The sequence below is a fragment of the Geodermatophilus sp. SYSU D00700 genome, assembly GCF_054050255.1.
The window spans coordinates 202,161-222,644 of sequence record NZ_JBJGZA010000003.1 but is presented as its reverse complement, the minus strand read 5'-3'; the positions used below and the strand labels follow the sequence as shown (position 1 = coordinate 222,644).

The 20,484-nt window shown below is 74.4% G+C and carries 23 protein-coding genes and 1 pseudogene; 5 read left to right on the top strand and 19 right to left on the bottom strand.

Features of this window, described 5'->3' with window-relative positions; all coding sequences use genetic code 11:
• Positions 1 to 45: 45 nt before the first annotated feature.
• From ACI79V_RS04375 to ACI79V_RS04355, 5 genes are all read right to left on the bottom strand, one after another.
• The gene (locus ACI79V_RS04375) at positions 46 to 429 is read right to left on the bottom strand and encodes a type II toxin-antitoxin system VapC family toxin (RefSeq protein ID WP_456887162.1); all 384 of its coding nucleotides are present in this window, start codon (positions 427 to 429) and stop codon (positions 46 to 48) included.
• Positions 426 to 647: a hypothetical protein gene (locus ACI79V_RS04370; RefSeq protein ID WP_456887160.1), complete on the bottom strand. Its 222-nt coding sequence runs from the start codon at positions 645 to 647 to the stop codon at positions 426 to 428. Before ACI79V_RS04370 ends, ACI79V_RS04375 begins: the two co-directional genes overlap by 4 nt.
• Before the next feature lie 36 nt (positions 648 to 683).
• Positions 684 to 1,580 (bottom strand): hypothetical protein, encoded by an 897-nt coding sequence (locus tag ACI79V_RS04365; RefSeq protein WP_456887159.1) that lies wholly within the window; start codon positions 1,578 to 1,580, stop codon positions 684 to 686.
• Positions 1,577 to 2,143, bottom strand: coding sequence for a hypothetical protein (locus tag ACI79V_RS04360; protein ID WP_456887157.1), 567 nt, complete (start codon positions 2,141 to 2,143; stop codon positions 1,577 to 1,579). The genes ACI79V_RS04365 and ACI79V_RS04360 overlap by 4 nt, the downstream gene beginning before the upstream one ends.
• A 187-nt stretch (positions 2,144 to 2,330) precedes the next feature.
• The gene (locus ACI79V_RS04355; RefSeq protein ID WP_456887155.1) at positions 2,331 to 3,098 is read right to left on the bottom strand and encodes a DUF6308 family protein; all 768 of its coding nucleotides are present in this window, start codon (positions 3,096 to 3,098) and stop codon (positions 2,331 to 2,333) included.
• A 63-nt stretch (positions 3,099 to 3,161) separates the two neighbouring features.
• On the opposite strand from ACI79V_RS04355, the gene ACI79V_RS04350 reads away from it, so the two are divergent.
• The 3 genes and pseudogenes from ACI79V_RS04350 (at position 3,162) to ACI79V_RS04340 (ending at position 4,646) form a co-directional block, all read left to right on the top strand.
• Positions 3,162 to 3,734: a TIGR03086 family metal-binding protein gene (locus ACI79V_RS04350; RefSeq protein ID WP_456887153.1), complete on the top strand. Its 573-nt coding sequence runs from the start codon at positions 3,162 to 3,164 to the stop codon at positions 3,732 to 3,734.
• A pseudogene (locus tag ACI79V_RS04345) lies at positions 3,716 to 4,393 on the top strand (GDSL-type esterase/lipase family protein); the annotation flags it as partial. The gene ACI79V_RS04350 and the pseudogene ACI79V_RS04345, both read left to right, overlap by 19 nt.
• Before the next feature lie 130 nt (positions 4,394 to 4,523).
• On the top strand, positions 4,524 to 4,646 hold the full coding sequence (locus tag ACI79V_RS04340; RefSeq protein ID WP_456887203.1) for a hypothetical protein: 123 nt from the start codon (positions 4,524 to 4,526) through the stop codon (positions 4,644 to 4,646).
• 27 nt (positions 4,647 to 4,673) lie between these two features.
• Here the strand turns inward: ACI79V_RS04340 and ACI79V_RS04335 are convergent, their stop codons facing one another.
• The 3 genes from ACI79V_RS04335 to ACI79V_RS04325 all read right to left on the bottom strand — a co-directional run bounded on the left by ACI79V_RS04335 (position 4,674) and on the right by ACI79V_RS04325 (position 8,063).
• Positions 4,674 to 5,693, bottom strand: a complete 1,020-nt coding sequence (locus ACI79V_RS04335) for a hypothetical protein (protein ID WP_456887150.1) — start codon at positions 5,691 to 5,693, stop codon at positions 4,674 to 4,676.
• A gap of 61 nt (positions 5,694 to 5,754) precedes the next feature.
• Positions 5,755 to 6,960: an LLM class flavin-dependent oxidoreductase gene (locus ACI79V_RS04330; protein ID WP_456887148.1), complete on the bottom strand. Its 1,206-nt coding sequence runs from the start codon at positions 6,958 to 6,960 to the stop codon at positions 5,755 to 5,757.
• Positions 6,961 to 6,998: 38 nt separating this feature from the next.
• Positions 6,999 to 8,063 (bottom strand): hypothetical protein, encoded by a 1,065-nt coding sequence (locus tag ACI79V_RS04325; RefSeq protein WP_456887146.1) that lies wholly within the window; start codon positions 8,061 to 8,063, stop codon positions 6,999 to 7,001.
• A gap of 117 nt (positions 8,064 to 8,180) precedes the next feature.
• On the opposite strand from ACI79V_RS04325, the gene ACI79V_RS04320 reads away from it, so the two are divergent.
• Complete coding sequence (locus ACI79V_RS04320) at positions 8,181 to 8,930, top strand: enoyl-CoA hydratase/isomerase family protein (protein ID WP_456887143.1); 750 nt, start codon at positions 8,181 to 8,183, stop codon at positions 8,928 to 8,930.
• Positions 8,931 to 8,937: 7 nt separating this feature from the next.
• On the opposite strand, the gene ACI79V_RS04315 is transcribed toward ACI79V_RS04320, so the two are convergent.
• The 3 genes from ACI79V_RS04315 to ACI79V_RS04305 are packed head-to-tail and all read right to left on the bottom strand — an operon-like array spanning position 8,938 to position 10,499.
• The gene (locus ACI79V_RS04315; protein WP_456887141.1) at positions 8,938 to 9,090 is read right to left on the bottom strand and encodes a hypothetical protein; all 153 of its coding nucleotides are present in this window, start codon (positions 9,088 to 9,090) and stop codon (positions 8,938 to 8,940) included.
• The gene (locus tag ACI79V_RS04310; RefSeq protein WP_456887139.1) at positions 9,087 to 9,533 is read right to left on the bottom strand and encodes a hypothetical protein; all 447 of its coding nucleotides are present in this window, start codon (positions 9,531 to 9,533) and stop codon (positions 9,087 to 9,089) included. Before ACI79V_RS04310 ends, ACI79V_RS04315 begins: the two co-directional genes overlap by 4 nt.
• A gap of 57 nt (positions 9,534 to 9,590) precedes the next feature.
• Positions 9,591 to 10,499, bottom strand: coding sequence for an alpha/beta hydrolase (locus tag ACI79V_RS04305; protein ID WP_456887137.1), 909 nt, complete (start codon positions 10,497 to 10,499; stop codon positions 9,591 to 9,593).
• A gap of 121 nt (positions 10,500 to 10,620) precedes the next feature.
• Here ACI79V_RS04305 and ACI79V_RS04300 point away from each other — a divergent pair, with 121 nt between their 5' ends.
• The gene (locus ACI79V_RS04300; RefSeq protein ID WP_456887136.1) at positions 10,621 to 11,520 is read left to right on the top strand and encodes a helix-turn-helix domain-containing protein; all 900 of its coding nucleotides are present in this window, start codon (positions 10,621 to 10,623) and stop codon (positions 11,518 to 11,520) included.
• 11 nt (positions 11,521 to 11,531) lie between these two features.
• Here the strand turns inward: ACI79V_RS04300 and ACI79V_RS04295 are convergent, their stop codons facing one another.
• The 8 genes from ACI79V_RS04295 to ACI79V_RS04260 form a co-directional block, all read right to left on the bottom strand.
• Positions 11,532 to 12,155: a hypothetical protein gene (locus tag ACI79V_RS04295; RefSeq protein ID WP_456887135.1), complete on the bottom strand. Its 624-nt coding sequence runs from the start codon at positions 12,153 to 12,155 to the stop codon at positions 11,532 to 11,534.
• 483 nt (positions 12,156 to 12,638) lie between these two features.
• Positions 12,639 to 13,595, bottom strand: a complete 957-nt coding sequence (locus ACI79V_RS04290) for an NAD(P)H-dependent flavin oxidoreductase (protein ID WP_456887133.1) — start codon at positions 13,593 to 13,595, stop codon at positions 12,639 to 12,641.
• A gap of 32 nt (positions 13,596 to 13,627) precedes the next feature.
• Positions 13,628 to 14,962, bottom strand: a complete 1,335-nt coding sequence (locus tag ACI79V_RS04285; RefSeq protein ID WP_456887131.1) for an ABC1 kinase family protein — start codon at positions 14,960 to 14,962, stop codon at positions 13,628 to 13,630.
• Positions 14,963 to 15,088: 126 nt separating this feature from the next.
• Complete coding sequence (locus tag ACI79V_RS04280; RefSeq protein WP_456887129.1) at positions 15,089 to 16,633, bottom strand: acyl-CoA synthetase; 1,545 nt, start codon at positions 16,631 to 16,633, stop codon at positions 15,089 to 15,091.
• A gap of 79 nt (positions 16,634 to 16,712) precedes the next feature.
• Positions 16,713 to 17,957: a polyhydroxyalkanoate depolymerase gene (gene phaZ, locus ACI79V_RS04275; RefSeq protein WP_456887127.1), complete on the bottom strand. Its 1,245-nt coding sequence runs from the start codon at positions 17,955 to 17,957 to the stop codon at positions 16,713 to 16,715.
• Positions 17,958 to 18,383: 426 nt separating this feature from the next.
• Positions 18,384 to 18,524: a hypothetical protein gene (locus tag ACI79V_RS04270; RefSeq protein ID WP_456887125.1), complete on the bottom strand. Its 141-nt coding sequence runs from the start codon at positions 18,522 to 18,524 to the stop codon at positions 18,384 to 18,386.
• Between the two features lies 1 nt (position 18,525).
• On the bottom strand, positions 18,526 to 19,560 hold the full coding sequence (locus ACI79V_RS04265) for a restriction endonuclease (protein WP_456887123.1): 1,035 nt from the start codon (positions 19,558 to 19,560) through the stop codon (positions 18,526 to 18,528).
• 48 nt (positions 19,561 to 19,608) lie between these two features.
• Positions 19,609 to 20,274 (bottom strand): HD domain-containing protein, encoded by a 666-nt coding sequence (locus tag ACI79V_RS04260; RefSeq protein WP_456887121.1) that lies wholly within the window; start codon positions 20,272 to 20,274, stop codon positions 19,609 to 19,611.
• Positions 20,275 to 20,484: the final 210 nt, after the last annotated feature.

Sequence of the window (20,484 nt, the reverse complement as noted above, 5' to 3'; positions counted from 1 at the left end):
CGGAGCGTCTCCCGTCCGACTCCGGCGGGAGGGCCGGCCTGCTCCTCAGCGGGGAACCACCGTCACCGGGCACCGGATACCCGGTGCCCGACCCAGCCGCCCGTCCGCGGTGACGACGGCACAGTCCAGCGCCTCGGCCAGCGCGACGTACGTGGCGTCATACGTGGTCACGTTCTCCCGCAGCTGCCAGACGCGGTCGAGCAGGCCGCTCATGGGCTGGCGAGTGACGCCGAGCCGACGCCAGGTGTCGAGCGCAGCCCACCCCTGGTCGGCGGTCATGCTGTCTGCGGCGACCAGACGGCGCAGTGCGCCGGCCACCTCCGCGTCGACGAGGTGCGGGACATGGACCTGTTCCTCGCTCACCAGTGCGCGTGCGGGTCCTGCGTTCAGGAGCGCTGCCACGACCGCTGACGCGTCAGCGACGATCACCGTCCGGTGCGGTCCGCGTCCAGCGCCTCGACGACGTCCTGGGTCGGGATGTTGAGGTCGGGAAGAGCTCCGAGCAGAGCCGGGTTGTCGGCCCGTCGCGAGACCGCAGTCAGCTCGCGGACAGCGAGGGCGGCCACTGACATCGCCTCGCGGTCGGCCATGCGCTCGAGGCGTTCCACCACGTCGTCCGGGACGTTGCGCAGATACAGGGTCCGCATGTCGCAGAATGCTAGCAACCTGCAAGCGGTGCGCCCTCAGTCGTAGGGGTCGGTGAGGACCGCGGTGGCCTCGACGACGTCGAACGTGACGGGCGGACCCTCAGTGGTCGTGGTCCCGGGGACGTCGGCCGGCGCGCTGCCGTCGACGGTGAAGGTCGCGCCCCACGTGACGGTGAGGCCGGCCGTGTAGGTGCCGGACCGGTACAGGTGCTCGGCGGCGTGGTCGGGGTAGGCGCCGCCGGGCTCGGTGCTGGTGAGGGTCGGCGCTGCGGGGTCGCCGGTCCGCCAGGTGTACTGCTCGGCGCGGGCGACGATCACGACGGAGAAGCCGCGGATGTCGACGGTGAACGTCTGCGTGGCGGGGGAGTCGGTCCAGAAGACGACCGGCAGCCCGGACAGCCCGCTGCCCGGCGGCGCGTGCTGCGTGCTGAGCTGCGGCAGCGGGAGCCGCTGGAAGTAGGTGAACACCTCCTCCGGCGAGGGTGGCGGGTTCAGCGCGGTGATGTTGATGCACGCCGTGCGGACGTCGGCCCAGAGGCCGATCAGCTCGCCGGGCAGTGCACCCGGAGGCACAGGCACGACCGCGGTGCCGTCCGGGCGCACGACCGGCCGCTGCTGGACGGTCAGGAAGCGGACCACCTGGCCGGGCTCTGACGGGCAGTCCTGGAAGTCGAAGGGCGTACACAGGTCACCGCCGTCCTCCGCGACGACGCACGGTGGCCGCAGACGCCAGACGTAGTCGACGATCTCCGTGGCGCTCGCCCCGACGACCTGGCCGACCGCCCCGCTGGAGTACTCGACGTCGACCCCGCCCTCGTTGACGTCCGTGCCTCCGCAGTCAAGGAAGGTGCATGCCCGGGCGAGCTCCTCCGTTGTGATGACCAGTGCACTGAGGAGCGCAAGGGTTAGGAATCCACGAACGATCCGCCTCATCCGAGCTGGAAGCCGTAGACGAGCCACGACTGCGTTGAGGTCGACCACGTGAGGCCGAGTCCTGAGAAGAGCCGCGGAGCAGCCTCATTTCTTGCCTCGATGACTGTGCCGCTGCTGTCGACCAAGGACACGGGTTCCCGCCGTGCGCTGAAGCTGAACTCGGCGGTGTCCCGGTCGAGGACCGGTGGTGGGACGTCGTTGAGGGACACCTCACCGCCCATGTACCTGTTGCCGGCGGCTGCCGCGTCGTCGAAGTTCTTCGCGATGCGCAGGCACTCCTGACACTCCGGCCCCAGGTCCCGAAGCGGCTGCCCGGCGGGGATGGCCTGCTGCCGGTTGAGGAGGTCGATCCAGTAGCGGAGGAAGGCCTCGGCGCCGGCGGCGTCCTGGGTGCGGGCCTCTGGCGGCACCGGGAAGTCGGCCGGGCCGACCGCGGGCAGCGCCTCGGTGGTGGGCGCCGCGGAGGTGGCCGACGGGAGCGTCTCGCTGGGTGCGGGGTCCGAGGAGCCGCAGCCGGACAACAGCGCCGTCCCGAGTGCGACGGCCACTGCCGTCAGTCGCATCCCCCCGCGGTGATCACGCACGGCTGGGGACGATAACCAGAACGGGGCCGTCATCCGGGCATCCCTGTGGACGAGCCACCCGAACGGTGGCCGGCCGAGTCGATCATCGGATGCGTGCCGCTCGCGCCGGCGTGTCCGCGCGTGTCCCGTGCACTCAGGCGATGATCAACAACCGACCAAGTCAGGGTCACGCCGGCAGCAGCGCCTCCAGGCCCTGCTCCGAGTCGGCGGCCAGCGCCCGCCCGACCGCGACCGCGTGGGTCATCCGCAGCGACCCGGCCAGCCACAGCAGGACGTCGTGCAGCCGCAGCCGGGTCAGCGGCCGGCCGAGCAGCGTCGCCGTCGCCGTCTCCAGCGCGGTGAACGCGGCCGCGTTCGCCACGAGCTCCCGGTGCACCACGGCCTCGGGTCCGCTGTCGCCCTCGGCCACGTGCCCGTACAGCTGCCGCCGCGTGACGCCGTCCAGCAGCGGCACCAGTGCCGGGTGGCGGTGGTGCAGCGCCGCGCGCACATGCCGCCCGGCGACGTCCCGCAGTGCCGCGCCGACCGTGCCTGGCTCGGCGAGCACGGAGAACTCGTCGGCGGGCAGCTCCCAGAACGCACGCCCGGCGGCGCGGTCCACCATCCCGCGGAGCGTCGGCCAGACCTCGTCCAGCGTGGTCCGCACCTGCCGCCACCCGGCCGGGTCGAGCCGCCCGTGCAGCCCCTCGGCGACCAGCACGTCGCGGTCGGTGGGCCGGTCGGCGGTCTCCGGCGGCTGGCCGTCGAAGCGGTCGAACGCGTAGGCGAGCACCTGCACCCACCGGCCCTGCGGGTGGCTGGGCGAGCGGAAGAACAGCGGGCGGCGGCCCCGCGCGTACCCCAGGACGGCGGCCAGCGCGGTGGCCAGCGGGACCGGGTCGGGCCCAGCGCTGGGGAGGACGAGGGCGGAGCCGTGCCCCCGTCCCCCAGTCACGGGTGCATTCCTACCGCGTCGCCGGCGCCGATGAGTCCTGCCGTGCGGGACGGTCAACCCGACATGCAGACGACCGACCTTGGTCCGGCGACCGCCGAGGTGGCGCGCGTCGTGGCCGGCATCCGCGATGACCAGTTGACCGCGCCGACGCCGTGCGAGGGCACCTCCGTGGCGGGCCTCCTCGGCCACCTCGCCGGACTCGCGTACGCCTTCCGCATGGCCGCCGAGAAGACGCCCGTCGACGGCACCGCCTCCACCGACCCCACCCACCTGCCCGCCGACTGGCGGACGTACGTCCCCGCGCAGCTCGCCGAGCTGGCCGCCGCGTGGGACGACCCGGCGGCGCACGAGGGGATGACCGCGGCCGGCGGCGTCGACATGCCCGCCGACGTCGCCGCCGTCGTCGCGCTCGACGAGGTGGTGGTGCACGGCTGGGACCTCGCCGTCGCCACCGGCCAGCCCTACGCCGTCGACGACGCCGCCGCCGAGGCGTGCCGCGCGTTCGCCGAGTCCTTCGGCGACGACCGGCCGCCGGACCTCTACGGCCCGGTCGTCCCGGTGCCCGACGACGCCCCGGCGCTGGACCGCCTGCTCGGGGCCACCGGCCGCGAGCCCGGGTGGAAGCCGCCGGTCTGAGACCTTCGACCCCGGCCGGTTCCGGAGCAGGGTGCTGGAGTGCACCCAGGCCGGGGGATGGGGGAAGGCCATGCGCAGGCAACTGCTGGCCGGGGTCGCGGCGCTGGTGCCACTGCTCGCGGCGACGCCGGCGGTCGCCCAGCAGGAGCACCCGTTGGGGGCTCCGGGTCTACCTGGCACTGGGCGACTCCGTGGCCGCGGGCGTCGGCGCCGTGCCGTACGTGACGGGATACCCGGAGCTGCTCGAGGCCCGGCTCGACGCCGGGTACAACCCGGCCGCCGACAGGGCGACGCCGCACGCGCCCGTGGACTTCGAACTCGTCAACCTGGCGAAGGGTGGCGCGACGACGTCGACCCTGCGCGACCAGCAGCTGCCCGCGGCGCTCGTCCTGATCGAGGACCGCAACGGCGATCGCAACCCGCGGAACGACGTCGAGGTGATCACGGTGACGATCGGCGGCAACGACGTCTTCGCCCCCGTGACCGTGGCCTGCATCCTCACTGCCACCCCGACGGGGTGCCAGGCCACCGTGGACGCTGCCCTGGCCGGAGTCGCAGCGCGCCTCACGGAGATCCTCAGCAAGCTGGTCGTCGCCGCCGGTCCCGACACCGAGGTCGTCGTGACGACGTACTACAACCCGATCGGCTCCTGCGACCTGGGCAGGAACCCCGCCGCGCCGGCGGTCGCCGACGTCGTGCTGGAGGGCGGCGCCGTCCCGGGCGTGCTGTCCGTGCAGGCCGGCCTCAACGACGTCATCCGCCGGGGTTGCGGGAAAGACCGGCGCTCAGGTGACCGACCTGTACGGCGCGCTCGGGCCGGAGGACTACGTCGGCGGCACCGACTGCCTGCACCCGGACCCCTCGGGTCACCAGGTGATCGCCGACGAGGTCTTCGCCACGCTGGCGAGGTGACGCGCCGGCCGCGAGCCCCGGGTGGGTCTAGCGCAACCGCCACAGGGTCGGCTCGCCGCGGCAGTCGCTGACCACCGACACGCGACCCGCGCGGTCGACGTCGGCACCGTCGACGGCACCGCTGTCGCACAGCTCGACCTCGGAGAGGACCTCACCGGCGGCCAGGTCGACGGTGCGCTGCAGCACGCGAGGCACCTCGGCGTCGGCCACGGTGTCCACCAGGGTGGCGACCTCGGTGGCCGGGTCGACGACCACCGCGGCCGGCAGGTCACCGGGCACCGTGGTCAGCACCTCGGCGCCGCGGGTGATCGAGACCTCGCCGGTCCGCCCGACGGTCCCGTACACCTCGCCGTCGGCGACGGTGAGCGGGCCGGCCGCGCCCGAGCCGAGCGGCGTCTCGGCGACCACGCCCAGGGCGGCGTCCACGGTGAGGACGGACGCGCTCCGCCCGGTGTCGACGGCGACGACGACCCCGCCGTCGTCGGTGCCGCGGAGGTCGCGCGGCACCCCGGGCAGCTCGAGCTCGCCGCGGACGGCGCCGGTCGCGGGGTCGACCGCGAGGAGCCGGTCGGGCCGGCCGACCCCGCTGAGCGCCAGGTACAGCACGCCCGCCCCGGTGACGGCGTCCACGGCCGCGACGTCGGCGGCGCCGACCGTGCCCACCGGCTGCGGCGAACCGGCGCCCTGCGCGCCCGCGGCGACGAACGCGAGCCGCCCGTCGGCGACGCCCACGACCACGACGCCCTCGCCCGCCGCGGCGACGACGGTGAGACCGGGCCGCTCGGCGTCGAGGCCGGGCACCGGGACGGCGGTCGCCGTGCCGTCGGCGGCGACGTCGGCCAGCACGAGGTCCCCGCCGGGCGGTGCGAGCAGTGCGACCGACCGGCCGTCCTCGGTGGCGGCCACGTCGACGGTGACGGCCTCCGCCCCGGCGACCCCGGCCAGCGACACCGTCGCCGGCCGGGGGACCGCCGTGCCCTCGACGACCGATCCGCCGCAGCCGGTCAGCAGCAGGACGGCCAGCAGGAGCCCGGGACCACGGCGCACCCGACGGAGTGTGGCCGGACGCGTCCGCTGCGCCAAGGCCCTCGCGCTGCGGCCACCGTCGTCAGCTCTGGCCGGCCTTCTCCTTCTCGTAGCGCTCGGTCATGGTGGCCACGGCCTGCAGCTGCGCGGCGGCGTAGTCCTCGCGCTTGCCCATGGCGTGCTCCTTGGCGTTCAGCGACGCCTGCGCGTGCGACACCTGCCCGCCCTGGAAGTGCGGCATGACGTGCTGCGCGATCAGCTCCCACGACCGCTTGGTCGCCTGCGGGTTGGCCCACTCGTGGCCCATGAAGAGCATCGAGCCGAAGCCGCCGGACTGGTCCCACAGCCGCTGCACCTGCTCGCGCGCGTCGTCCGGCGTGCCAATGACGCCCACCCCCGACTCGCGGACGAAGTCGATCATCTCCTTGAGGTCGCCGCCCTCGACCGCCATCTGCGGGAAGGCCGCCGTCTTCTGGAAGTACCGGAACCAGGTCTCGATGCCGAACTCGACGTCGCGGTAGGCCTGCTCCCGCGTCTCGGCGACGTGCACCGGGCTCACCAGCCGCCACCCCGAGCGCGAAACCGTCTGCCCGTGGTGGGCGGCCCGCTCCTCGACGACGTTCCAGTGGTGGCCGAGGGCGTCGAAGCCCTCCTTGGTCAGCGTGGCGCCGATCGACAGCAGCCCGATGCCGTGCCGGCCGGCCATCCGCGGCCCGGTGGGCGAGGCGACGGCGGCGACGGCGATCTCGAAGCAGGGCTGCGTGTAGGGCCGCAGGTGCAGCCGGGCGTCGACCAGGTTGTGCGTGCGGGTCTGCTCGGTGACCGTCTCGCCGCGCAGCAGCCGCATGATGATGTCGAGGTCGACCTCGAGCAACTCGCGGGTGTCGGTGGGGGTCAGGCCCAGCATCATCGAGTCGGTGGGCAGCGAGCCGGGGCCGCAGCCGAGCATGGCGCGCCCGCGGGTGAGGTGGTCGAGGAGCACCATGCGCTCGGCCACCCAGAGCGGGTTGTGGTAGGCGATCGAGGTGACGCCGGTGCCCAGCTTGATGTGCTTCGTGCGCTCGGCGGCCGCGGCGATGAAGATCTCCGGCGACGCGATGATCTCCGTGCCGGCCGAGTGGTGCTCACCGATCCAGGCCTCGTCGTAGCCGAGCCGGTCGAGGTGCTCGACCAGTTCGAGGTCGCGCTGCAGGGCGAGCGTGGGGTTCTCGCCGGCGGGGTGGAACGGGGCCAGGAAGGTACCGAAGCGCAGCCGGTCCATGAGGTCCTCCTCTGAAGTGGAATGCACGAAATGTAGTGCAGGTCACACCTCGGAGGCCATGCCCCTCAGCCGACGACGAACGCGGTCGACGACGCCGCCTCCGCGGTGATGCAGGAGCCGATGACGGTGAGCCGGTCGCCGGTGAGCGCCATGCGGCCGAACGTCCCCTGGCCCTCGCACAGCCGGACGTCGTCGAGCTGCTCGCCGCTCCCGAGGTCGAGGGTGACCACGCCCGACTCCACCTCGAACCCGGCCACCGGCAGGTACGCCGCGCGCCCGTCGGGGGAGACGGCGAGGTCGGCCAGGGGGCGGTCGGTGCCGGGGACGGCGTGCGACGCGGTCACCTCGCCGTCGGCCACGGTCACCACCCGGAACGGGTCGTCGCCGGAGCCCGCGGTCAGCGTGACGACGGCGGTGCCGTCGTCGGCGAGCCGCAGCGCGCCCGGGATGCTGGCCGGCCGGTCGGGTGCCAGCTCGACCAGTCCGGTCTGCTCCAGGTCGTCGGACCAGGTGCCGAGGACCGCGACGTCGGCCAGGTCGGGTGCGCGGGCGTCGCTGAGCAGCGCGGTCGGGCCGCCGTCGGGGCCGACCGCGAGCGCCCGGACGGTGAGGCCGGACTCCAGCTCGGCCGTTCCCCTGATCTCGCCGGTGACCGGGTCGACGGCCGCGATCGTGTCCTCGCCGGCGACGTAGAGGCGGTCACCGGCGGGGGAGACGGCGGCGGTGTCCCCGACGACGTCGAGCCCGGTGACCGTCGGCTCGCCGCCGGGCGGCACCGTGGTGAGCCGGCCCGGGGCGGTGACCAGGGCGGTGCCGTCGGGGGTGACGAACAGCCGGTCGCCGGCCTCGGGGAGCCGGCGGAGCCCGCCGACGCCGTCCTCGCCGACCGGTGCCAGGTACACGGCCGACGGGTCGGCGGTGCCGGCGAGCAGCGCGAGCGCACCCTCCGGCCCGGGGGCGAGGTCGAGGACGTCGACGCCGCCGGGGACGACCACGTCGAGGTCGACGATGGCGAGGATCTGGGTGAACGTCTGAGGTGCCGGCGAGGGCTCGCCCTCCGTCTCGGTGCACCCGGTGACAGCCAATATCGCGATAAAGGCCGCAGCGGCGGCGCGGCGGGCGGTCGGCATGCGGGCTCCGGGGGTCGGTGCGGCGAGTCTCCGGCCGCCCGGACCGCCCCGGCAACCGCGTGGTCTGATGCTCGGCAGTGCCGGCGCCGGGCCGGTCCGGAATCCGGAGGTGCGCTCGTGGGTGACGCCGAGGTCCTGCTCGAGGTCGACGGCGGCGTGGCGGTGGTGACGCTCAACGCGCCCGACCGCCGCAACGCGCTGACCCCGTCGATGGCGTCCGAGCTGATCGGCGTCTTCGACGAGGTGGACGCCCTGCCGGAGGTCGGCGCGCTCGTCGTCCGTGCGGTGGGCAGGTCGTTCTGCGCGGGCGGCGACATCGCGACGCTGACCAGCGCCGGGAAGGACCCGGCCGCTCCCGACGCCTACGAGGGCATGGGCCGGATCTACGACTCCTTCTACCGGCTCGGGCAGGTGCGCGTGCCCACCATCGCCGCCGTCCGGGGCTCCGCCGTCGGGGCCGGGATGAACATGCTGCTGGCCGCAGACCTGCGGATCGTCGCCCACGACGCCCGGCTGCTCGCCGGCTTCCTCAAGCGCGGCATGCACCCCGGCGGCGGGCACTTCGTCATCCTGTCCCGGCTGGTCGGCCGCGAGGCCGCCGCGGCGATCGCGCTGTTCGGCGAGGAGATCGACGGGCGCCGCGCCGCCGAGCTGGGCCTGGCGTGGCAGTCGGTGGAGGAGTCCGCCGTCGAGGACCGCGCGATCGAGCTGGCCCGCCGGGTCGCCGCCGACCCCGAGCTCGCCCGGGTGGCCGTGGGCAACTTCCGCAACGAGGTGGTCAACGGCGCGGTCAGCTGGGAGGTCGCCACCCAGTTCGAGCGTCCCGCGCAGATGTGGTCGATGCGCCGCCAGGCTCGCCAGGACTGACCCGGGCTCAGGGGTCAGCGCAGGCGCGGTCCCCGTCCTCCACGGCCGGGTCCCCGTGGCGGGTCCGGTCGTCCCCGGTGGGCTCGACGTCGACCAGCCAGTCGCCCGGTCCGGGCGTCCAGCGTTGGACGTCGAGCGAGCGGTGCTGCGGCGTCGTCACCGGGAGGAGACCCGGCGCAGGAACGACCGCGGCACGTCGACCAGCGGCTCGACCCGCCCGCCGGCCGCGAGGTGCAGGCTCCAGGTGCCGTCGAGTGAGTCGTCGAGGACCTCGTGCAGGGCGTCGGCCCACTCGTGGTCGTCCTCGACCGCCTCCGGCTCGCCGGGACGGCAGAGCGCCGCCGCCAGGTGGACGCCGTCGCTGGTGAGGTGGGTCGCCACCTCGCGGTGGACCTCGAGCAACCCGGTGAGCAGCCGCCGGTCGGGCAGCGCCGGGACGTCGTCGACGGGCAGCAGGACGGGGGACTGCCGGCCGTCGGCGCCCAGCCAGGTCAGCCAGAGGCTGCGGCGGCCGAAGGTCAGCGGCTGGAGCAGGGACACCCAGCGGCGGGTCAGGGCGAGCGAGGAGCGGACGGGGACGTCGGCGAGCAGCGGTGTGGTCATGCCGCACACCGTGGCAGCGCCGGAGGACCTCCTCCGGGGTTTTCCACAGGCCGCCGGTCAGGTCAGGTGCCGGCGGAACCAGTCGAGCTGTGCCGGGGCGGAGCGCTGGAACGCCTCGTCCACGTAGGCCTCGAAGTGGCCGACCGGCAGGACGAGCAGCTCCTTGGGGTGTCGGGCCCGCTCGAAGTACTCGAGGGTGAGGTCGGCGACGGTGAGGTGGTCCTTCGCGGCCACGACCACCATGAGCGGGGTCGGGGCGATGTCGGCGATGTAGGCGCCGGGCTCGTACTCGACGAACATCTCCACCGAGCGCAGCGTGACCTCGTTGCGCCAGGTGGCCGCCCGGTCCTGCATCGGGCCGAAGAAGAACTCCGAGGTGTCGGCGGTGGGCAGCGCGCACACCTCGGCGGGGTCCTTCTCCCAGGTCACCTGCATCATCGCGGGCGGCTTCCCGGCGTAGCGGGCGGCGCGGTCGGCGTCGAACATGGCCCGGAGGTCGGCGAACTGGTCGGCGCGGATGAGCCGGCGGGCGTTGGCCAGCCCGCTCACCAGAGGCACCTGGGAGACGACGCACTTCACGCGGCGGTCGAGGGCGCCGACGACGAGCACGTGCCCGCCGCTGTAGCTCGACCCCCAGATGCCGATGCGGTCGGGGGCGCACCACGGCTGGGTCTGCGCCCAGGTGATCGCCGTCCGGTAGTCGCGGACCTGCTGCCACGGGTCGATCTCCCCGCGCGGCTCGCCGTCGGAGGTGCCGAGGTTGCGGTTGTCGTAGGCCAGCACGCCGAGCCCGCCGGCGGCGAAGTGCTCGGCGAAGTCGTCGAGGTGCATCTCCTTGACGGCGGAGAAGCCGTGCGCCATGACGACGAGCGGCCGGCGCGTGTCGGCGGGGCCGTCGTCGGGCGTGTAGTGCCAGCCGCGCAGGGTGATGCCGTCCTCGGTCGCGAACTCGATGTCCTCTCGCATGCGGCCGACCCTGGCCGCCGCCGTCCGCGCCGTCGCGGCGGTCCCTGCACCTCCCGCGGCGATGCCTGCAGACCTTGCCGTCGAACCGGACCGGGAGTTGGCTGCGCGGCGGGAGGTGCCCATGACGCTGACCGCCGAGCGCTGGACCCCCGCCGACCTGCCCCGCCGCGATCGGGACGACGCCTTCCGGGAGGCGGTCGACGCCACCCACCTGCGGTGGTCGCTGCGGTCCGGCCCGGCGGCCCCCGGCCCGGTCGAGATCACCCGGTACCGCGTCGGCGACCTGGCGCTGGTCGACTGCCGCTGCGGTCCCTGCGCGGGGTCGCGCGGGCGGGCCCAGCTCGCGGCGAGCGACGCCGACCTGGTGGGCGTCCTGTTCGTCCGCGAGGGGGTCGAGTTCGTCGAGGTGGGCGGCGCGCAGGTCGTCGTCCGCCCGGGGTCGGCGCTGCTGTGGCGGGCCGACCAGCCGGTGCGCTTCCGGGTGCCGGGGCGGCTGCACAAGTGGACGCTGCTGGTGCCGTCGTCCCGGCTGCCCGCCGCACCCGGCGGCCTGCTCGACCCGACGGCCGCCGGGCTGCTCGCCTCCCTGGTCGGGGCGACGCTGACCAGTGCCGGCGGGCTCGACGGGCGGCTGGGGCAGCCGGTGGCCGAGGCGCTGGTCGACCTGCTGGCCGGGGCGCTGACCCCGGTGGACGACGACCCGGCCTGGGCGCGGGTCGCCGCCCACGTCGCCGCGCACCTGCGCGAGCCGTCGCTGTCCCCGGCGACGATCGCGGCCGGCGCCTACGTGTCGGTGCGCGCGCTCTACGGCCTGTGCGCCGCCCGGGGCACGACGCCGGCCGGGTACGTGCGCCGGCTACGGCTCGATGGGGCGCGGCGGGAGCTCGCCCGGCGCGGGACCGCGGTGACCGTGGCCGCGGTCGCGCACGGGTGGGGCTTCGGCGACCCGGCGACGTTCGGCCGCGGCTTCCGGTCGGCGTTCGGGTGCACGCCGGACGACGTCCGCCGCGGGTCGGCCTGACCCGAGGACGGTCAGACGGTCTCGGGGACCCGCAGGTGGGCGAGGACGAGGTCCATCTCGGCGACGTCGACGATCTTGGCGCCCATGGCCCGGGCGAACTGCTCGCGCAGGGAGCGGGCGTGCCGGCGGACCAGCCCGGCGGCGTCGCGGTTCTCGAAGCTCGTGACGCTGACCGTCCGGCCGGCGCGCCGGTCGACCAGCATGCTGACGCTGCAGAAACCGGGGAGGTCCCGGAGCTTGGGCAGCAGGTTGTCCCGGTAGGCGTCGAGCAGGTCGTCGAGGTGGTTCGGCGCGATGCGGGCCCAGGTGACCTGCGCGCCGGCGCCGTCCCCGGCCGGGCGGTCCCGGTGGAGGACGGCGATCTCCCACTCCTGGACGTCGGCGTGCTCGCCGCCGAGGGTGTGCAGCAGGCGGTGCTGGACGGTGCGGTCCTCCGCGGCGGTCGCCCGCATGGCCCGCTCGTCCTGCCAGGCGGTGGCGACGATGCAGCGGCCGGCCTCGCGGTCGGCGAGCAGCGAGAGGCCGACGCAGCCCTCGGCCCGCTCGGACGCCGGCATGACCTCGTCGCGCACGTAGCCGATGCCGGCGTCGAGGTGGGCGGGGTTGCCCCTGATGCTGGTCGACCGTGCGTGCATGCCGCCGCTCCTCGCGATGTGACGGGACGCCCCTGCGGCATCGCCGCGCGGCCCACAATGCCCGTCCCGCCCGGGGGAGGCCAGAGGAACGGATCGGGGCGCGCCGAGGGAGCCGGTGCCGCGGTCGGACGCCCGCCGTGGCCTAGCGTGGGCCCTTCGTCCTCGCCAGCAGCGGCGTCGTGCCGGAGCGGGGACCCCCGTGATCGCCGTCCTCTTACAGGGAGTCCGCAGCGTTGTCCGGCACGTCATCCGGTAGGCCGCTCCGCGCGCCGTCCACAGGGAACCTGCTGGCCGACTGCGAGCGGTGGTGCCGCGACAACCTGCCGCCCCGTCCGAAGCGGCCGCACACGGCGCCGTTGCGGGTCGTCGCCGGTGGGGGAGCCGACCGGGCGCCGTCGCGGCGCGGCAGCTTCCGGCCGGGGCCCGGCTGGCCCGGCGTGCCGGCCGCGCGCACCGGCACCTGACGACGCCGGGGACCTCCGACTACACGGGCTGACGCCGCCCCAGCGCGGCCGCCAGCTCGGCGACGACCGCGGCCGCCGGCCGGATGCCGGTCACCGCGCCGACCCCGGCCCCCGCGTACATGGGCATGGCGGCGACGTGGCCCTCGACGCCGGCCACGGGCGGCAGACCCGACCCGCGCGGCACCGGGGTCCGCGACCGGCCCAGGGTGCCGACGACGTCGTCGTCCACCTCGGCGAGCCGCTCGACCGAGGCGCGCAGCACCCGGGGCCGCCCGCCGGTGGCGCACATCGGGCAGTCGGTGACGAACGCGTCGGTGATCTCGGTGCAGTCACCGGCGGCGTCGACGACCGCCTGCTTGTACGCCGGGTGCGCGCCGGACTCGTCGGTCGCGACGAACAGGGTGCCGATCCGGGCACCGGCCGCGCCCGCCGCCATGACCTCCGCGAACGAGCGCCCGTTGGTGATGCCCCCGGCGGCGAGGACCGGGACGTCGACCGTGTCGAGCACCTCCCGCAGCAGGGGCCGCAGCGGCGTGGATCCGCGGACGTGGCCGCCGGCCTCGACCCCCTGCACCGTGACGACGTCGCACCCGGCGTCCACCGCGGCGCGCGCCTCGGCGAGCGACCCGACCTGCCAGCCCGCGAGCGCCCCGGCCCGGTGCACCACCTCCACCAGGTGCGGCGCGGGGTCGAACCAGAAGAAGTCGACCAGCCGCACCCGCGCGGCGACGTCGGTGAGCAGCCCGTCGTCGAGGTCGCCGTTGAGCACGTTCGCGGACAGCACGCCCGAGGTGCGCCGGCGCATCCCGTCCAGGCGCCGGAGCAGCACCTCAGCCGGCAGCGCCAGCGAGGTGATCGTGCCGACGCCGCCCGCGTCGGCGACCGCCACCGCCAGGTCCGGCGAGGACACCGCACCCATCGGGGCCTGCTGGACCGGGACGGTGCAGCCGACCAGCTCGGTGAAGCGCGTCCGCACGTCCGGACGGTCCCGCTGGGGGGATGACGGCGTCAAGCAGACAACGCGGGGTCGTAGCCGGGCAGCCAGCGCGCGACCTCGGCGTCGACGGCCACGGTGGCGCCCAGCGAGCACAGGACGCCGGCCAGCCCGGCGGCCACGCGCTGCAGCAGCAGGTGGCGCGGCGGGATGGTCAGCCGGCGCTGGGTGCGCGAGGCGGCACTGAACGGGTCGGAGACGAGCCTGGTCTGCTCCTGCATCCAGGCCCGGGTGAACCGGTAGGCGGGGCTGCGCAGCGGCTGCAGGTAGGGGTCGAGCAGGGCCAGCAGTGCCGGCGGGGGAACCTGGTCCGGCCGGAGCAGGCCCGCGGAGGCGGCGACGCGGTGCAGGGCCGCGGCGTCGCCGTCCCGTCCGGCGGCGAGCAGCGGCCCGAGCCGGGCCGGCCAGCCGGACGGCAGTGCCTCGGTGGCGCCGAAGTCCAGGACGCCGAGCCGGCCGTCGGGCAGCAGCCGGAAGTTGCCGGGGTGGGGATCGCCGTGCAGCCGCCGGGCACGCACGGGGGACGAGGCGAGCAGGCGCACCAGCAGCAGGCCGGCGCGGTCCCGGTCGTCCTGGCTGCCGGCGGCGATGACCCGGGACAGCGGGGTCCCGTCGATCCACCGGGTGACCAGCACGCGGTCCTCGGCGGCGAGCACGTCGGGGACGCAGATGTCCGGGTCGTCGCGGTAGGCCTCGGCGAACGCCGCCTGGGCGTCGGCCTCCCGGGCATAGTCGACCTCCTCGACCAGCCGGTCGCGCAGCTCCTGCAGCAGCTGCCGGGCGTCGAGGCCGGGCATGGCCGTCTGCATGAGCGGGGCCGCCCGCTGCAGCATCCCGAGGTCGGCGACGAGCGCCTCCCCGGCTCCCGGGTACTGGACCTTGACCGCCACCGCGCTGCCGTCGGACCACGTGGCGCGGTGCACCTGCCCCACGCTGGCCGCCGCGACCGGGCGGTCGTCGAAGTCCCCGAGCAGCCCGCGCCAGCCTCCGCCGAGGGACCGGGCGAGCTGCTCGTGCACCATCGCCGTCGGCATCGCCGGCGCCGCCTCCTGCAGCCGGACCAGCGCCTCGCGGTAGGGGCCGACCAGCTGGTCGGGCAGGGCGGCCTCCATCGCCGACATCGCCTGGCCGACCTTCATCGCGCCGCCCTTGAGCTGGCCGAGAGTGGCGAACAGCTGCTCGGCGGTGCGCTGCTGTACCTGGGCCGCGACCGCCTCGGCGGGGCGACCGCCGATCCGCTTCCCGAGGCCGACGGCGGTGCGGCCGGCGTACGCCGCGGGCAGGGCGGCGAGCCGAGCGGTGCGGGCGAGGCGGCTGCGGGTCGGACGGCCGGTGCCGGGCTGGTCCACCGGGGGACGGTAGCGCCGCCGGGCTGCGTCCCCGCCTGTCGAGATCGCGCGATCTCGCACGCTCAGGCGCCCTCGAGCGCCGAGATCACGCGATGTCGACTCGGAAAGAGGCCAGCGCCGCCGCCGTCAGTGCACGGCGCGGTCCTGCCCGGCCCAGTACGGCTTGCGCAGCTCGCGCTTGAGCACCTTGCCGGCGGCCGACAGCGGCAGCGCGTCGACGAGCTCCAGCGACCGCGGCACCTTGTAGCCGGCGATGCGCTCGGCGGTGAAGTCGTGCAGCTCCTCGAGGGTCACCGTCGCGCCGGCCGCCGGGACGACGACGGCGTGCACCCGCTCGCCCCAGGTCTCGTCGGGGACGCCGATGACCGCGCAGGTGGCCACCGCCGGGTGCTGGGCGAGGGCGTTCTCCACCTCGACCGAGTACACGTTCTCCCCGCCGGAGATGATCATGTCCTTGAGGCGGTCGGTGAGGTACAGGTAGCCCTCGTCGTCCATCCAGCCGGCGTCGCCGGTGTGCATCCAGCCGCCGCGCAGCGCGTCGGCGGTCTCCTCGGGCCGGTTCCAGTAGCCGAGCATGACGTTGCCGCCGCGGACGACGATCTCGCCGACCTCGCGGCGGGGCAGCTCGACGTCGTCCGGGCCGACGACGCGCACCTCGGCGATCGGGGCGGCGCGGCCGACCGAGCGCCGGTGCACCGGGTCCTCGTGGTCCTCGGCGGTCAGCAGGGTGGCGACGGGCGCGAGCTCGGTCATGCCGTAGGCCTGGATGAAGGAGGCGTTGGGGAAGGCCTTCATCGCGCGGCCCAGCAGGGCGTCGGACATGGGGGAGGCGCCGTAGAGCACCCGCCGGACGCTGCTCAGGTCGAACTCGCCGATCCGCGGGGAGTCGACCGTCAGCTGGATCATCGTGGGCACCAGCAGGACGTCGGTGACCTGGTGCTCCTGGACGGCGGTCATGACCGCGACCGGGTCGAACACCGGGATCATCACCTGGGTGCCGCCCAGGATCCCGCCGGTGACCCAGGCGGAGAAGTCGGCGAGGTGGAACATCGGCGGGGCGTGCAGGTAGACCCGGTCCGTCGGTGAGGGCACGGCCGCGAGGAACCCCATGGACGACGTCAGCAGGTTGTCGTGGCTGAGCATGACGCCCTTGGACCGGCCGGTGGTGCCGCCGGTGTAGAAGACGCCGGCGAGCTGGTCGCCGCCGCGGCGGGCGTCCTCGACCGGCTCGGCGGCGCCGACGAGCTGCTCGAAGGCGAGCATGCCGTCGGGGGTGGGCCCGTCGCCGGCGTGGACGACGTCGCGCAGCCCCGGGTGGGCGGCCCGGATGCCCTCGACGTACCCGGCGAAGAGGTCGTCGACGACGAGCACCCGGGCGTCGACCTCGACGAGGGACTCGGCGATCTCGGGGACGCTCCACCGGATGTTGACCGGCACCAGCACGCCGCCGGCCCACAGCGTCGCGCCGAGGAACTCGTGGTAGCGGTCGGAGTTCAGCGACAGGATCGCCGCGCGCTCGCCGTCGCGGATGCCGAGCCCCTGGAGGGCGGCCGCGAGCCGGGCGATCCGGTCGACGGTCTCGGCGTAGGTGCGGGTGCGGCCGGCGCAGACGGTGGCGACCGTCTCCGGGCGCTGCTGGACGTGGCGGTGCAGACCCTGGGTGACGTACACGGCGGCGACCTCCCGATCCTGGTGAGGGACCGGATGGTGGTGCCGGCGGCGTCCGCGGCGACAGAGGCGGACGGCCCTCTCAGCGCAGGGCGACCGCCCGCTCCCGGTCGCCGGCCGAGGCGATGAAGCCCTGGAGGACGGGGTAGACCTCGCTCTCCCACCGGGAGCCGCTGAAGACGCCGTAGTGGCCGACGCCGTGCTGCAGGTGGTGGCGCTTCCGGTCGGCCGGGATGCCGGTGCACAGCGCGTGGGCGGCCTCGGTCTGGCCGGGGGAGCAGATGTCGTCGTTGGCGCCCTCGACGGTGAGCAGCGCGGTCTGCCGGATGGCGCCGGGGTCGACGGGGCGGCCGCGCCAGGTGAGGCGCCCGGTGGCGAGCAGGTGCCGCATGAAGATCCGGTCGACCGTCTCCAGGTAGAACTCGGCGGGGACGTCCATGACCGCGCCGTACTCGTCGTAGAACGCCTGGGTGGCCGCGGCGGCCGCCGCGTTGCCGGCCACCAGGTCGCGGTACATCCGCGCGTGCGCGCCCAGGTGGCGGCGGGGGTTCATCGACATGAAGGCCGCCAGCTGGACGACGCCGGGGTAGACCCGCCGGCCGGCGCCCGCGTACCGGCGGGGGACGGTGTCGATGAGCCGGCGCTCGAACCACTCGATGGGCTTCGTGGCGGCGGCGGTGTTGACCCGGTTGGGGTTGATGCGGGTGTCGATCGGACCGGCCATGAGGGTGAGGCTGGCCGGCTGGGCGGGGTCGTCGTCGGCGGCGAGCAGCGCGACGGCGGCCAGCACGGGGACGGCGGGCTGGCAGACGGCGACGACGTGGGCGCCGGGGCCGAGGCTCTGCAGCGCCAGCACCACGTGCTCGATGTACTCGTCGAGGCCGAAGCGACCATGCTCGACCGGGATGTCGCGGGCGTTGTGCCAGTCCATGACGAACACGTCGTGGTCGGCGAGCAGCGTGCGGATGGTCGGCCGGATGAGCGTGGTGAAGTGACCGGACATCGGGCCGACGACGAGCACGCGCGGCTGGCTCTCGACCGACGGCTTGGCGAAGTGCAGCAGCGTGCCGAACGGGGTGGTGAGCGCCGGGCGCTCGACGACCTCGGCGTCGCGGCCGTCGACCCGCACGGTGGAGATGCCGTAGGCGGGACGGTCGTGGGTGGGTCGCGCCTTGGCGAGGATCTCGCAGGCGGCCCGCGCGTGCCGGACGGCGGGGTTCTTCGCGAGCGGGCCCGGCAGGGCGTGCAGCGCCCGGGCGGTCAGCCCGGTCGCCGCGACCATCGGCGCTCCGGCGCGGCGGTTGAGCTCATAGGCGGTGTAGAGCATCGGCCTGCCTGTCCCCGGGTCGTCGAGGTGACGTGCGTCACCCTGCGGAAACGTAACCGCAACCGGGGACGGCGGCGCGGTGATCACCGTGTCGGTGGCACCGGTGCCTCTTGTGCACCACCGGTCACGAGGGACGCCTCTGCTCGGCAACGACGTCGGCGGCCGGCTCGACCTCGGTCACCGCGCCAACGCCCGCGACCATGGCCGTCGCGTCGAGGCGGCCGGTGGTGTCGGACACCGGCGGGATGCTGGAGCCGCACCATACGGGCCGCTGGTCACGCATAGCGGGCAGGCGTGGGAGCAACCAGTGATCTTAGTGCAGCCACCGACGGCGTCGACCACGGCCTGCTTGTACGCCGGGGGGCGCCGGACTTCGTCGTCGCGATGAACCGCGTGCGATCCGGGCACCGTCCGCCCCCGCTGCCATCACCTCGGCGAGCGACCGTTCGTCAGCGACGCCGCCAGTACCGGGACGTCGACGGCGTCAAGCAGCTTGCGAAGGAGCCCGACGGCAGCGGCGATCCGTGCGGCGGACTCGGCGTTGAACGCCCGCCCGTCGGTCGCCATCTCAGCTGTCCTCGTCGGGGACCAGGGTCCACATGCGGCGGAGGGGGAGCTCGGCCTGGATGTCCTGCGGTAGCCGCTCATAGACGGCCTCGACCCGTGCGATGACGTCGTCGGCATCCCACAGCCGCAGCTGGAAGAACAGCCGTCGCGCCTCGGCCCGGGCGTTCTTTGTGTATCTACCCCAGCTGACCATCAGGCCGCGGGTCGCGCCAAAGTTGGTCATTACGCCCTGCAGTTCGCGCAGCGTAGACGCGTCGACCACGATCCCGCCGGACTCGACCTGTACGGCCAGCCCGACGCCGTCGAACCCCATGTCGCCCTCGCCGGCGAGGATGTCGACGCCGCCGTCGGGACCGGCGGGGGAGACGTGCACGAACATGCCCTCCGCCTGAAGGACCGCGCCGATCAGCCGGGAGAGGTCGTGGCCGTGGAATCGGGCGCCGATGCGACGTCGGATCTGGTCGCGGCTCAGCTCCGCCAGGTCGACGTCGGGCTGGCGGACGACATCACTGGCCGGCTGGTCGATTTCGGGTGCGGGATCCGCAGGCCGTGGTGACACCGCACCCTCGAGCAGCGCCTTGATCCGGGTCTCGGCGTCGTTGCGCTGGATCCGGCAGACGGTGAGGAAGGCGCCGAGGGAGTAAAGGATGTCTTGCGCGATCGACTCTCGCGGGACGTCCTCGCGGATCCAGCTCACCGACCGCTGGTGGCGCATCGACTCCGGCGCCTCCGGCGCGTACCGATAGGGGCCGGTGACGCGGCCGAACGCGACGGCCGGTGTCCCCTTCAACGGGAGCGCGACGAGGTCGTCGATGGCGATGCGCCGCTGGAAGGCATCGACCTGGCCAACCCAGTTGGTGAGCGTGCTCGCCTTCGCGTCGGGATAGCTCGCCGTCAGGCGTTCGCGCAGTCGCTCGATCGTCGTCACGCCGGACAGGTCACCCGCCTGCGCCCACCCAATCCCGACCACTCCGCTGGTCAGCGCCAGCTCGTCCCCTTCACCGTGCCGGCCACTGCGCACCAGCCAGAGTGCCACGCTCGTCCCCCCGTCCTCGCGTGGCCTCCATCCTGGGGGCCGCTGCGGTCAGGGACGAGTCGGGAGCTCCCGTGGCACCTCCGCACGGTCGACTCCGGCAGCGGCCATCAGCTCGTCGACTGCGTGCTGCACCGCCGCGGTGATCGAGTGCGCGGGGAGGCGCTCGGCGACCGCCCGCTCGACGCTCGTGTAGTACCAAAGCAACTCCTCGCGCGAGGCGTTGAACGTCGACCAGAAGTCCTGCCCGCACCGGCGGACGTCGGCGGCGATGCAGAGCCCGTTGTGCACCTTGTCCGCCGCAGTCACCAGCAGGGCGTCCAGGGGCTTGTCGCCCAGCGCGGCGACATACGGCTGCTTGCGCTCGGCCCACGTCCCGCTGCGGTTACCGTCGGCGTCGAGCCCGTCCGAGCACGCCCGCACGATGTCCGCGACGTCCTCGCCGAAGCGCCCCCGGATCTCGTCCAGGACCTTGCCACCGGTGCCCTTCAGCGCATCCTCGACGGCGTCGTGCAGCAGCCCGGCGATCGCCTGGTCCTCGCTGCCGCCGTGCTCGAGCACCATCGCGCTGACGCTCATCAGGTGCGTCAGGTAGGGCACCCGCGAGCCCTTGCGCAGTTGCTTGCGGTGGTGCTCCGACGCGTATGCCAGCGCCTCGTCGTAGCGGCTCGACAGCGGGCCGCTGCCCATCGTCTTGCGGTCCTCAAGAGTCGTCATCCGTCTCGTCCTCTGATCTCTGCAGCCACCGCCCACCACCACGTACAACCGTCAGTGCCCAGGTGGTCCTCCGTGGGTCCCCCGGTCGTGTGGCGGCTCGGCTGGCATTGGCCCGGTTGCTCAGCGCGGTTCTCTGTGGTCAGTAGGGCACGACCAGGTCCACGAGAGTCAATCGTCGCCTGCGGTGGTGCATGAAGGGGCTGCCGGATG

What these genes read in the sequence shown, in the direction of transcription:
- ACI79V_RS04370 (WP_456887160.1), bottom strand. Translation starts at nt 647, where the DNA reads ATGCGGACCCTGTATCTGCGCAACGTCCCGGACGACGTGGTGGAACGC.
- ACI79V_RS04365 (WP_456887159.1), bottom strand. Translation starts at nt 1,580, where the DNA reads ATGAGGCGGATCGTTCGTGGATTCCTAACCCTTGCGCTCCTCAGTGCA.
- ACI79V_RS04360 (WP_456887157.1), bottom strand. Translation starts at nt 2,143, where the DNA reads ATGCGACTGACGGCAGTGGCCGTCGCACTCGGGACGGCGCTGTTGTCC.
- ACI79V_RS04350 (WP_456887153.1), top strand. Translation starts at nt 3,162, where the DNA reads ATGCAGACGACCGACCTTGGTCCGGCGACCGCCGAGGTGGCGCGCGTC.
- ACI79V_RS04325 (WP_456887146.1), bottom strand. Translation starts at nt 8,063, where the DNA reads ATGCCGACCGCCCGCCGCGCCGCCGCTGCGGCCTTTATCGCGATATTG.
- ACI79V_RS04310 (WP_456887139.1), bottom strand. Translation starts at nt 9,533, where the DNA reads ATGACCACACCGCTGCTCGCCGACGTCCCCGTCCGCTCCTCGCTCGCC.
- ACI79V_RS04305 (WP_456887137.1), bottom strand. Translation starts at nt 10,499, where the DNA reads ATGCGAGAGGACATCGAGTTCGCGACCGAGGACGGCATCACCCTGCGC.
- ACI79V_RS04300 (WP_456887136.1), top strand. Translation starts at nt 10,621, where the DNA reads ATGACGCTGACCGCCGAGCGCTGGACCCCCGCCGACCTGCCCCGCCGC.
- ACI79V_RS04295 (WP_456887135.1), bottom strand. Translation starts at nt 12,155, where the DNA reads ATGCACGCACGGTCGACCAGCATCAGGGGCAACCCCGCCCACCTCGAC.
- phaZ (WP_456887127.1), bottom strand. Translation starts at nt 17,957, where the DNA reads ATGCTCTACACCGCCTATGAGCTCAACCGCCGCGCCGGAGCGCCGATG.
- ACI79V_RS04270 (WP_456887125.1), bottom strand. Translation starts at nt 18,524, where the DNA reads ATGGCGACCGACGGGCGGGCGTTCAACGCCGAGTCCGCCGCACGGATC.
- ACI79V_RS04260 (WP_456887121.1), bottom strand. Translation starts at nt 20,274, where the DNA reads ATGACGACTCTTGAGGACCGCAAGACGATGGGCAGCGGCCCGCTGTCG.